This window comes from Phycisphaerae bacterium, from assembly GCA_028714855.1.
Classification (GTDB): Bacteria; Planctomycetota; Phycisphaerae; order Sedimentisphaerales; family Anaerobacaceae; genus CAIYOL01.
Genome location: JAQTLP010000009.1, coordinates 88,175 through 100,000 on the forward strand (window position 1 = coordinate 88,175; position 11,826 = coordinate 100,000).

Consider the following 11,826-nt stretch of genomic DNA (forward strand, 5'->3'; position numbering starts at 1 on the left):
CGAAAACGGGAATTTGCAACTAAGAACCTGCCCAAATACTATGTTTTGCCGGATTTTTAGTCAAGTCTTATCTTGGTCGGCATAGCAGGTAAGTGTGATTGATATACAGAGCCGGTTGGCCTTGGGCAGGAAACCGGGATATGCCCAAATAAAAATGGCTGGAGTGGTAGGCACTCACAGCCATTTTGTAATTGGTATTTGCGGTTTTGTTAACGTTTGCGTTTATTTCTAATAGCAAACATACTACCAAGTCCGAGTAATGCTATTGTTACAGGTTCCGGGACAGGGTTGTATTCATATGCAACGGTAATCAGACCACCCGTCAGGCCAAGCGTGTAGATGCTTGGGCCATACCCGCCGGTTGTAGAGATGAAAGTCGAGACGTTTGTACTCAGCCAAGCGTCAAAGGTTCCTGCACCCGTGAAAGAAGCCAGGACAGCCCCGTTTGTGCTGCTTGTAGACTCGATGTCGTTTCCCGAACCGCCCGTAACCGAAAAAGCGTCCGTACCTATATAATCAGGTACTCCGTCATTGTCGAGCGTGACCGAGCCCGAGCCTGTCTGCAGCGGTACCGCAGTGACAACCAAAGCGCTGCTTAACACGTCGATTGTGACCTCAGCTCCAATTCCTAATGTCACATCCGATGGAGAGCCTCCCTCGTTGTCCCAATGAATTTGGCCGGCGTAGGTGTCAGAGTTCAAAGTCAGAGTCACTTTCGTCAACGTGCCAAGTGCAGGATTGAATTTTGACAACGAAGCACCAGCCCACCCGGCCGCAGAGCCAACAGTAGTCGGCCCGTAGGTATCCGAGTACGTGACCAGTGCAGCATTAGCGGTGGTTATCAAGCTCAATATTACCACCACAACTAATGCCATAATCGTGCTAAGCTTGTGTGTGTTTTTCATCTGATTTCCCCCCCAAATAAATGTTTCTAAATTTATCCCCCAACGATGGCTCTATTATATCCGAAGGTCTATGGTAATTCAAGTTTTATCTGTAAAAAAACCCGATTTTCAATCATTTCGTGATATACGGCTTGTGACTGGTATTATTATAGGGCGAGCCGAGTTTTTTTTTGCTTCGGTGATACGCTTTTTCTGCAAAGGCAGTATGGAATCAGCCGGTGTTTGGTCACTCACCGATTATCTGGCAGATGATTGTTCTTGTCCTTGGACTGGTATCAAAATCTACCAGGACAATTTACTGCAAATAAGGCTTGTGATTCTTAAATCAGGCTGACGAAGCACAATATTTATCTCGTACTCGTTGAGGACCCTGCCGCCAGCCAGGATATAATTGCCTTGCGATATTCTCAAATTTCGTTTTAGCCTTTATTTCTCTTGAATTGGCAAAACTTCCTCTATCTAAGATAAAACCAGTTAAACGGGTTAGAGAAAATCTCTGCGGTTAACCATAGTTCAGACAAGGTAATGCCGACGGCTAATACTGCGATGGCCAATAGGACGGCGTATCTCCCCAGCCGTCGGAATGTATATTCCAGCCCTTCAATATATATAAGCAGGAATGGCAGCAGTGCTCCGGCTATTAGACGGCCGGAGACAAAGTACGGCAGCTCCCGTGAGGGATAGGGACAATCATTGAAATCGTAGAGTATTGACAGAAAAGCCAGAAATGCCACTGACGTGCCAACCACCAGGAAACTCATGACAAGCACAAAACGATAACGCCCATTTGTTTTGTTCCTGTTCAATATGACACCAAAGCCGCAGATGGTAACAAGCACCGCTGAAGAAACTACGTAAAACAAATCCGCACCCCACCATGCCATCCGTTCAATATGCCAGACGAATTCACCCCGCCAAAACGTCTTTGTCGATTCGGCAAGGAAGAAACACAACCCTTTGTACGTGAAAATCGGATGGTCTGACAGCTTGCCTAAGGGCTTTACTACCCATCCAAAAAATTCTATCTTTTCTTTTGTCCCAGTGATATCTCCGAACACAAGATAATTCCGTAATAACCAGATGCCGACAGGTACCACTACCGCTGCCAGCAGTATGCAAAGCCGGGGCAGATATTCCCTGATCTTTTTTTCGCTGAAAAGTTTTCTAACCTTGAGCACGACAATCACACATAATAGCACCAGCATCGCTATATTAGATAACTTCACCAGTAGCGTTGCCGCTGCCGCCAGCCCTGTTAAAAGGTGGTAGTGAACTGATTTGCTTTCGAAATATATCTGAAGCAGCAGGAAAAACGATATCGCAAAAAGCAGTGACGAAATGGCGTCGCTGTTAATAGAGTAGAATGCATCTTGTGGGAAGAAGGCCACGAATAATGGCAGCCCTATTCGCAGCAGCGACCCATCTGGGTAAAACGTCCGGCCCAGCCGGTAGGAAAACCATACCAGCAAAGTAAAAAGAGGCACATTCAGAAATCGTATCCAATATATCAGCTGCCCGCCGCTTATTCCGAGTATTCTGCCGGCACTGCACCAGATGCCTGCCACCATATAGTAGACGGGAAACGATGCTGTTTCATGATTCTCATAGTTTTGCCATACCGCGACTGCATCGGCAAAGTTCTGGGATTTCAGTATTTCCTGTAAGTTTGGATAAGCCCACAACGGTATGGGAACTAAAATTTGTTCCGGTTTGGATACATACTCAGTCGTCCCATAGAGTAAAATAAGTTCCGCTGACTCACGGCTGAAGTTTTCTACAGCGGCACGAGGAATTTGACCGTTGGAGTATTTGTATACCAGGTCGAAGTGTGCATCCTCATCAACGTTGTTAAATAAAGGAAATGCCGCATTAAAGATGAATATCCGAACTGCGGCTATGATGCATAACACAAAAACGATGGCATACTCATGACTGGCCGGAGGATTTATCTTATGATTAAACACATTCTTTGCCTTAATAAATCGTAATCGGTAAATGACCTATTTATTCTCCAATTATCTGGCAGACGACCGTTCTTTTTCTCGGCTTGGTATCAAAATCTACTAGGACAATTTGCTGCCAGGTGCCCAGGGCAAGCCGACTATCTACGACAGGCACGCTCAGTGACGGCCCCAATAAAGCCGCCCTTACATGAGAATGCCCGTTATCATCGTGCCATGTCTCTTCGTGCTCATATCGGCTGGCTTGCGGCGCAATCTTCTCAAATGCCGCCTCTATATCATGATTTACCAGCCCCGGCTCATATTCGATCGTTGTAATTCCCGCCGTTGAGCCGATGTTGAAAACGGTAACGGTACCGTTGCGTATACCCGAGTCTGCGATGGCATTGCTGATCTGTTTGGTAATATCGACAATATCGCAATTGCCCCTTGTTTTAAATTCAAGCTTTTTCGTTTCGACCATAACACAAGATATAGTCTATTATAAAACTTTCTACAAGAAGGAAAATTGTTGTTTTAACGGTTACAGATGTGAGTCAAATAACCACAACTTTTTTTCGCTCACAGCTGGTCATCGTAATTTCTGCTGTCGAACCTGCATTGAAAAAATCATATTTGCACTGTCAGTGTGCTGCTGTTACAATGATACCTTAGCTGTTTATCAACAACGTAGATAGTTAGTGTTTGGGAAACCTCGAATAATACTGCTTTTGTTTCGGAATGCTATAGCATTATGTCTGACAATGGTGCTGAAATAAACCCGTTTTCGGAAACAAAGATAGATATGCCGAAACCAAAGGTGGATATATACAGGGCCTGCTATACGTTGGTTCAAAGGACGGAATTAGTCACAGCCTTATTGCTCACTCTGATAATTGTCTTTCTTCACTTTATCTTTATGGGAAATGCAGGTGCGCTTTGGCGCGATGAGGTCAGCACTTTCAATGTAGCAACAATGCCTTCTATTTCAGAAGTTTGGCGTTCCCTTATATGGCATCCTTTTCCCATCTTTACCTCAATGGTGTTGCGTCTGTGGACGGCGGCAGTGGGCGGAAGTGATTTTAGATTAAGAGTTTTTGGGTTTCTTGTTGGCATCTCTATTCTTGGGTGCTTATGGCTCAATGCTCGACTGTTGACCCGTTCTGTGCCGCTGTTGTCGCTGGTGCTGTTTGCGTTGAATCCGTTGGCCATACAAATTGGAGATTCCATTCGACCTTACGGAATGGGATATTTCTTTATTCTGCTTGCATTCGCATTTATATGGAAGGTGACCGATCAGCCGAATATCCTCAAAATTATTGTCGCCACACTTGCAGCCGTCTTAAGCGTACAATTCCTGCTTCATAATGCGTTTCTATTAATGGCGATTATCTTTGCCGGAGTTGTTGTGACCCTTCGCAGGGGCTGCTGGAAAAGGTCAGTATTACTGATAGCGATGGGTGTAGTCGCCGCGATTTCACTTTTGCCTTACCGGCAAATCTTCAGAGAAGCTCAGCAGTGGTCCGCTCTCACAAAGGATCCGGTAACTTTTCTCTGGATTTTGAAAGTATTTTCGCAGGCATTGGCTGCTCCCGGGCAATTTATGCTTGCGATTTGGATTTGCCTTTTTATCTTGGGCATCGCCGCCGCTGTTTACCTTCAATTTTCTCGTTCACCGGATTTTTCCAAAACTGAAAGGGACTTTATCTTGTTTTGCTCAATCGTGATGGTTGCAAGCATATCTCTTTTGGTGATCTTATATAAGCTTATCAGTATCAGTACTAAGCCGTGGTATTATTTACCTTCGATAGTATTGACCGCGGTTTCACTGGATGCGATTCTGAGAAGAAAGGGGCAGATAGTAACTGTTTTTCGGATAACTTTAGCAATATTCATAGTAGTATTCAGTTGGAGCGCTGTATGGCAGAAGGTTCATACACGCCAAACCAACTTGGATATCATCGCGTCAAGACTGGAAAGATCCGCCAATAAGAATGATATGATTTTATTGCACCCATGGTTTTACGCTGTTGCATTTCAGCAGTACTACCATGGCCCTATTGCCTTCATGACGATTCCGCCAATAGACGATTTCAAAGTGCATCGTTACGACCTGGTCAAGGGGAAAATGGCTTCTGACGATCCTCTCCAGCCGATTCTTGACCGCATGACCGAGACCTTGATGTCCGGTCATAGTATTTGGTTAGTTGGTGACACGGATCTTCCGTTAAAAGAGCAATCGCCTTGTTTTTTGCCGCCGGCTCCGCACACGGTCTATGGTTGGCGACTGAGCCAATATATGAAATGCTGGTGGGAGCAAGCCGGATGTTTCATTAACTCTCACTCTTCGGAACGTACAGCTTTACAACCAGTAATAGATAAATCTATAAACCCGAACGAAGATTGCCATATTAGGCTAATACGAGGATGGCGGCCGTGATAATGCCGGCAGCCGGCCTTGACTGGCGGCCGCCGAAACATTAAGATAGACCTTAATGTGAATACGCTTTGACGCCGAATTAACAGATATTGAGGTTTTTCAGCATGACAAATGTATTAAGCGGTGACATACAGCTTTCCGTTATTACACCTATATTCAATGAAGAGCTAATCATCAAAGACTCTGTTCTCAAGCTTATTCAGGCAATGCAGGGCTTCACAGACAAATGGGAATTAATCCTTGTCAACGATGGAAGCACAGACAACACACAGAATATCATTACAGAACTTACCCAAAATGATGGCCGCATCAAAGTTTTGACATATAAAAATAACAGAGGAAGGGGGTATGCCTTAAGAACAGGATTTAAGCGTTCTTGTGGTAAATACGTCATAGCAGTTGAGTCTGACCTTAATTATGGCAAAGAGATTATTTCCTCCATTTACAGAAAACTCTTGGACACCGATGCGGATGTAGTCATTGCCTCTCCATATGCGAAAAATGGCAAGCTGGAAAATGTGCCTTTCAAAAGAGCTCTTTTAAGTCGACTGGGCAACAGAGTGTTGCGAGTGGCATTTCCGTCGAATATCACCACGGCCACAGGTATGACCAGGGGCTACAAGGGGGATATCATTCGCCTGCTGCCCCTTGAGGAAGATGGTAAAGAAATCCATCTTGAGATAATATCGAAGGCCTGTATGCTCGGCTGTCAGTTCGACGAAATCCCAGCCACCTTAAAATGGACTCCTCGCCAAAAGGGAAAACCCGGAAGAGAATCTAAATTTCACGCCGGTAAAATCATCCGAACCCATCTGCTCTTCGGCTTCTACGAAGCGCCGATTTTACTCTTCGGTACTTTAGGCAGCCTGGTTCTTTTGGTTGGTGTGACACTTGGACTATACCTTAGCTATCTGTACTTTATTGAAGACCAGGTAATTGGCGAAAGGGTCATCTTGATTATGACCACGGTATTTATGATTCTTGCCGGCTTCTCGATGTTCCTGTTCTGCTTTCTGTCGTATCAGTTAAGAGATTTAAGAAAACAGATCTTTAAGCTGTATCAGAAAATTCATTAAACAGCGTTGCGAGTGCCTATGCAGACTAAACGCAAATCAGGATTGCTAATTCAGGCACTAATTTCTCTGATTATCGTAATTGTCCTTTTTTATTATCTGGATATCGAAAGCTTCACCCAACAGTTTCAGAAGCTTTCTTTCTCTGTCTTTGTATTTATCATTGTACTGCTTATTCCGAGTGTCCTCCTTCGAAGCCTTCGCTGGAAGATACTCTTTGAAAATGCTCACCACAACATTACCCTCGTAGATTCCACAAATTTAATGCTGGTAGGAATGTCGCTCAATCTTATCTTGCCTGCCAGCCTCGGAGATATTGCAAAAAGTTATTTTGGTTATCGCTGGTCCGGCATAAAAGAGCATATGCTTTCCGTAAGCCTGCTTGATAAAGTCATAGCTCTGGGCTCGTTAGCAGCCCTTGGTATTCCCTGTGCACTTTACCGTGGGAATTTGTTGTATGCTTTCTTGTCAATCCTAGTCCTAATCCCTGCAATATTTGTTCTGATACTGCCGCACCTGACCGCAAGAATACATTTCGTACAAAGATTATTTACTTGGTTCACTAAAGTGACGGGCGATAAATTCGATTTCTTAACAGCCCTCGAACAGTCCGGAATTACTAAAGCCAAACTGCTTTACGCCTTTTTACTTTCGGTCTGCGGCTGGGCGCTTACCTATTTGCAAATGTACTTTTGCTTCCGCGCAATAGGCTTGGCAGTACCGCTGTTTTATGTCTTGGCAGTAGCCCCTCTTATCACCCTTGTCCGTCTGTTTCCTTTTACTCTAAGCGGCATTGGTTCCGATGAGGCCGTGCTATGTTATTTTTTCACCCAGACCGGCGCTTCTATGGAAGAGATTTTAGCCGGTGCGCTAATATATCGATTCCTAACATTAATTCTGCCTGGCTTGATAGGCTTGTTGCCTCTGACATTTACAAAACGCATAGGCGGTAATAAATTAAACAAGGTTAACCAATGAAGATCCTTAAAACCCTGAAGATAAAAATCTATAATATAATAAGGTTATACCGTTGGAAAACGGTAAGAAAACTTTTGGATCCTAACGCCAAAAACTTACTCGACATCGGCTGCTCGGAGCTATTCTTCTACGACAAATTGAAAGACAAATATGATGTCACCGCGGCAGACTCTCATCCAACCAGCGAACTGATAAAAAAGGAAGACATCCAGAACCTCAGTTTCCCCGATAAATCCTTCGATATCGTCATCTGCCAGCAGGTCTTGGAGCACGTCTTTGACCCCGTCAAAGCAATCTACGAACTAAGAAGAGTCACCCGCAAACAGCTTATAATCAGCGTTCCTTACGAACCGTTCTTTACGCTCTGTCGCTGTTTGGTCTGGGAAAAAAACCACCTCTGGGCAATTACTCCGAAAGCCCTCAAATTTCACCTCGGTAAGCCAACCTATGAGAAAAAGTTGTGCCTCAAAAGATACTATATAGCTGTTTGGAACTGCGAATAGTGCAGCTTAACCATCTTACGGCTCCTTTGTCACTGCGAACACCACGTTCCTGATAGGCATTGCGGCAATCCAAACGCCGTCATCATCAGCATAATAAAAATTTCACTTTTTTTGCTATTGCCCTTAACAGTGCTGGTCTTTGTGATAGAATAAGCCCAAAGGATTCTTGGGTAAGTATGGGATGACAAGGTTTTTGGATGATTTATTCAACGGTTAAGCGTATTTTGGCCAACCCTCTGGTAATTCTCAGCGGGGTAACGTTATTATGCCTTGTGCCATTTGTAAATAAAGCATTTCACATAGATGACACCTTGTTTCTTGCTGCGGCAAAACAAATTCAAAGTAACCCCGCGAACTTTTACGGCTTCAACATTAACTGGTATGGCATTGTGGAGCCGATGTCTGATATCACTAAGAATCCACCTCTGACTTGTTATTATATTGCGATGGTGACGAAATTGTTTGGCTGGAGTGAGGTGGCGTTACACCTGGCTTTTCTAATTCCGGCTCTGGCAGCTTCATTGGGCAGCTTTTATCTGGCAAAGCAGTTGTGCTCCCGGCCAATGCTGGCTGTAATGGCAGGAGTGCTCACTCCTGCATTTGTGGTATCCAGCACAAATGTAATGTGTGACACGATGATGCTGGCTTTTTGGGTTTGGGCGGTGGCTTGCTGGGTTTGGGGAATGGAGAAGAATAAATGGTCAGGATTGTTAATCGGTGCAGTGCTTATCGCGCCCTGTGCGTTAACTAAATATTTTGGGATATCGCTGATTTTGCTTCTGTTCATTTATTCTGTGGCGAAAAAACGAAAGATTGGAACATGGGTGTTATATTTGCTGATTCCCGTTGTGATTTTAGCTCTTTATCAATGGACAACATTCAGACTTTACGGCAGGGGCTTGTTGACGGATGCCGCATCTTATGCCTCAACAAAGCGATGGAATTTTAATCCCGGTCTTGAATTGCTTTGGGGAGGATTGCTCGGTCTGGCCTTTACGGGAGGGGGCATAACAACGGTTCTGTTCTACGCTCCGCTGCTATGGTCGCGGCGGATTCTGATAAGTGGTGCTGCTTTGATGGTTGTACTTGTATTTTCTCTTGGTCTTGTGGGAGAAATCAGTAATGTCATAGTACGTCTTGGCAACAGGGTAAGATGGGACCTTCTTCTACAATTTGGTTTGATGTCATTGGGAGGGGTTTACATCATTTGGATTGCAGCGGCCGATTTGTACAAGTGCAGAGATTGTAAATCGCTGCTGTTGTTTCTTTGGGTGCTTGGAACTTTTGTCTTTGCCAGCTTTGTAAACTGGACGGTTAATGGGCGTAGTATACTTCCGATGGTTCCTGCGGTTGGAATCCTGTTAGGGCGTAGAATCGATAGAATCAATAGACAGGGTAAAACCGCCCGTCGGATGGCGGGCTGGCGAGTTAGCTGGCCGTTGATTCCCGCGGTAATTATAGCGTTGTTTGTTTGCTGGGCCGATTATACGCTGGCCGGCACGGCCAGAGATGCTGTGAAGAAAATCTACAAAATGTACGAGAACCGTCAGCCCACTACCATATGGTTTCAGGGACATTGGGGATTTCAGTATTATATGGAGGCCCGTGATGCCAAAGCTCAGGACTTCAATGATTCAAAGCTGGTCACTGGAGATGTGATTGTCGTACCTATGAACAACACAGACCTGAAGCCTCTGTCTGTAGACAAGATGTTTCTGGTGGAGGTTTTTGAATTTATGCCCTGTCGATGGTTATCAACGATGGATCCTCTGCTTGGAGCAGGCTTTTACGTGGGTATAAAGCGGCCGCTGCCTTTTTCTTTTGGTCGGGTATCGGCTGAAAAATATGGTATTTTTGTTGTCAAGTAACAAGGGTAAGCAGGTTTGATACCATTTTCAAATAAGGCAAAATTGTAATGTGCCAGCAAAAACAGCCTCAATATCAGAAAGTAGAACAAAAAAAACAGAGAAATTTTCTGCCCTGGTTGGCGGTCGTAATTGTTATTGCTATCATAGCTGGACTCCGAGTTCACCTTTTGGATGTCCCGCTCGAGCGCGACGAAGGTGAGTACGCCTATGCCGGCCAGCTTATATTACAGGGGGTTCCTCCTTATTCACTTATATATAATATGAAATTCCCCGGAATTTATGCGGCCTATGCTTTAATCTTGGCTATTTTTGGGCAGACACATCCTGCTATCCACTTTGGATTGCTGATTATCAACGCAGCTACAATTATCCTGGTGTTTTTGCTGGCGAGGCGATTAACTGACTCTTTTTCCGGCGTTTTTGCCGCCGCAGTTTTTGCGGTGCTCTCACTCGCCCCGTCGGTCCAGGGAATCTCTGCCAACGCTGAACATTTCGTCGTTCTTTTCGCTGTAGCCGGCATATTGCTGCTGGTCCTTGCGGTTGACCGCAAAAGTCCGGTTCTCTTGTTGGTTGCCTCTATATTACTGGGAATTGGTTTTCTTATGAAACAGCACGGGATTGCCTTTATTGCATTTGCAGGCCTATACCTGTTTTCTACCCAGTTTCGACGCAAACCCTTTGAACTCAAACCTTTTCTATTAAGAGCAGCTTTGTTTATTGTTGGCGTGTTATTACCTTTTGGCATAACCTGCTTCATTCTATGGCGTGTCGGCGTCTTTGAGAAATTCTGGTTCTGGACATTTGTGTACGCTCGCGAATATGTTTCAATTGTGTCTATACCGGAAGGGTTAAAGAATTTTAAATCCTCAATAATACCCATTCTTGGTTCGGCAGTTTTAATTTGGATTTCGGCTGGAATCGGTTTGCTTACGTTGTTTATAGAAAAGAAAATCCGCGACCTAAGGCTGTTTATCATCGGCTTTCTACTTTTCTCGTTTTTGTCCACTTGTCCGGGCTTTTATTTCCGTCCGCATTATTTCGTTCTTCTGCTGCCTGCCGTTGCCTTACTATCCGGAGTCGGCCTGTTTGGCATCCGGCAGGTTTTGAGGTTGCAAAAAGCGATAATTGGAAAAGATCCGATTGCCATCCTCTTGGGAATTGCTATATTGTCTCATACACTGTACCAGCAAAAGAATCTCCTGTTGGCTAAAGACCCTGCCATCGTATCCCGTATAATCTGCGGTCCTATTAATCCTTTCCCCGAATCGCTGAAAATAGCCGATTACATAAAGGCTAACAGCTCAAGCAGTGATAGAATTGTTGTTCTCGGCTCAGAGCCGCAGATTTACTTTTATGCCAACAGACGTTCGGCTACCAGTTATGTTTATGCATATCCTTTGATGGAGCCGCATCCGTATGCACTGCAGATGCAGGAGGAAATGATACGGCAGATAGAGGCAGCCAAACCCAAGTTCCTGATATTAGTGAATCGTTTATCCTGGGCGGCGCAACCTACCTCTGAGAAAATGATATTGAACTGGGGTCAAAAGTATCAGGAGGAATACTACAGGCTGGTTGGCTTTATTGATATTGTCTCAACAAACTATACAATCTATCATTGGAATGAAAATGCTGTTGAATATACACCGCGATCTGAATACTGGCTCGCGGTTTTTGAGCGAAAAAGCGGAATTTAGCTTATCCCTCGAGCAGGAGGGCTTTGTGCTGCTTATTTATGCCCATAAGCCCCTCAAAATAAAAAAGTGAAAATATTTTTATTTTTTTCAATTTCTCCTATTGACGGCACCATTATTTAAGTTAGAATGACGGAATAGTAGTGGCCAAGCTAGATACGTGCATCGACGCTTGGCCTCTGATTTTGCGCCAAATGCATAAAGCTCTTTTACAAGTTAACAGTTAAGCCAAATTAGCAGCGAAAGTGCAGCTCCGGCAGTAAATATGCGTTACAGCCGTGAGCTTTCAAATTTTTTTATTTCGGCACTTTCGGTGCATATGCCAAAGTGTTGAGCCTTTCTCGACGAAATCCCTCTCTGTTTGCTTTCGAGCAGCAGGGCGGGTTCGACGAATAAATTCGAAGGGTTTGATCCTGGCTCAGAAC

The 11,826-nt window shown here is 44.6% G+C and carries 9 protein-coding genes and 1 rRNA gene (1 of these 10 running past the window's edge); 7 read left to right on the forward strand and 3 right to left on the reverse strand.

Features of this window, described 5'->3' with window-relative positions; genetic code table 11:
* Positions 1–209: 209 nt before the first annotated feature.
* The 3 genes from PHG53_08575 to PHG53_08585 all read right to left on the reverse strand — a co-directional run bounded on the left by PHG53_08575 (position 210) and on the right by PHG53_08585 (position 3,329).
* Complete coding sequence (locus PHG53_08575) at positions 210–905, reverse strand: PEP-CTERM sorting domain-containing protein (protein ID MDD5381672.1); 696 nt, start codon at positions 903–905, stop codon at positions 210–212.
* A gap of 455 nt (positions 906–1,360) precedes the next feature.
* Positions 1,361–2,869, reverse strand: coding sequence for a DUF2142 domain-containing protein (locus tag PHG53_08580; GenBank protein ID MDD5381673.1), 1,509 nt, complete (start codon positions 2,867–2,869; stop codon positions 1,361–1,363).
* A gap of 40 nt (positions 2,870–2,909) precedes the next feature.
* Complete coding sequence (locus tag PHG53_08585) at positions 2,910–3,329, reverse strand: secondary thiamine-phosphate synthase enzyme YjbQ (protein ID MDD5381674.1); 420 nt, start codon at positions 3,327–3,329, stop codon at positions 2,910–2,912.
* 321 nt (positions 3,330–3,650) lie between these two features.
* Here PHG53_08585 and PHG53_08590 point away from each other — a divergent pair, with 321 nt between their 5' ends.
* From PHG53_08590 to PHG53_08620, 7 genes are all read left to right on the forward strand, one after another.
* Positions 3,651–5,285: a glycosyltransferase family 39 protein gene (locus tag PHG53_08590; protein MDD5381675.1), complete on the forward strand. Its 1,635-nt coding sequence runs from the start codon at positions 3,651–3,653 to the stop codon at positions 5,283–5,285.
* 104 nt (positions 5,286–5,389) lie between these two features.
* The gene (locus tag PHG53_08595) at positions 5,390–6,361 is read left to right on the forward strand and encodes a glycosyltransferase family 2 protein (protein MDD5381676.1); all 972 of its coding nucleotides are present in this window, start codon (positions 5,390–5,392) and stop codon (positions 6,359–6,361) included.
* Positions 6,362–6,379: 18 nt separating this feature from the next.
* Positions 6,380–7,336, forward strand: a complete 957-nt coding sequence (locus tag PHG53_08600) for a lysylphosphatidylglycerol synthase transmembrane domain-containing protein (GenBank protein MDD5381677.1) — start codon at positions 6,380–6,382, stop codon at positions 7,334–7,336.
* The gene (locus PHG53_08605; protein ID MDD5381678.1) at positions 7,333–7,839 is read left to right on the forward strand and encodes a class I SAM-dependent methyltransferase; all 507 of its coding nucleotides are present in this window, start codon (positions 7,333–7,335) and stop codon (positions 7,837–7,839) included. The genes PHG53_08600 and PHG53_08605 overlap by 4 nt, the downstream gene beginning before the upstream one ends.
* Positions 7,840–8,036: 197 nt before the next feature.
* The gene (locus PHG53_08610; protein ID MDD5381679.1) at positions 8,037–9,707 is read left to right on the forward strand and encodes a glycosyltransferase family 39 protein; all 1,671 of its coding nucleotides are present in this window, start codon (positions 8,037–8,039) and stop codon (positions 9,705–9,707) included.
* Between the two features lie 47 nt (positions 9,708–9,754).
* Positions 9,755–11,404: a glycosyltransferase family 39 protein gene (locus tag PHG53_08615; GenBank protein ID MDD5381680.1), complete on the forward strand. Its 1,650-nt coding sequence runs from the start codon at positions 9,755–9,757 to the stop codon at positions 11,402–11,404.
* Between the two features lie 392 nt (positions 11,405–11,796).
* Positions 11,797–11,826, forward strand: a 16S ribosomal RNA gene (locus PHG53_08620); its annotated part runs 1,443 nt beyond the window's last position; the annotation flags it as partial.

Excerpts from the sequence above, each read along its gene's own strand:
- PHG53_08605 (MDD5381678.1), top strand. The coding sequence starts at position 7,333 with ATGAAGATCCTTAAAACCCTGAAGATAAAAATCTATAATATAATAAGG.
- PHG53_08590 (MDD5381675.1), top strand. The coding sequence starts at position 3,651 with ATGCCGAAACCAAAGGTGGATATATACAGGGCCTGCTATACGTTGGTT.
- PHG53_08610 (MDD5381679.1), top strand. The coding sequence starts at position 8,037 with ATGATTTATTCAACGGTTAAGCGTATTTTGGCCAACCCTCTGGTAATT.
- PHG53_08615 (MDD5381680.1), top strand. The coding sequence starts at position 9,755 with ATGTGCCAGCAAAAACAGCCTCAATATCAGAAAGTAGAACAAAAAAAA.
- PHG53_08575 (MDD5381672.1), bottom strand. The coding sequence starts at position 905 with ATGAAAAACACACACAAGCTTAGCACGATTATGGCATTAGTTGTGGTG.
- PHG53_08585 (MDD5381674.1), bottom strand. The coding sequence starts at position 3,329 with ATGGTCGAAACGAAAAAGCTTGAATTTAAAACAAGGGGCAATTGCGAT.
- PHG53_08600 (MDD5381677.1), top strand. The coding sequence starts at position 6,380 with ATGCAGACTAAACGCAAATCAGGATTGCTAATTCAGGCACTAATTTCT.
- PHG53_08595 (MDD5381676.1), top strand. The coding sequence starts at position 5,390 with ATGACAAATGTATTAAGCGGTGACATACAGCTTTCCGTTATTACACCT.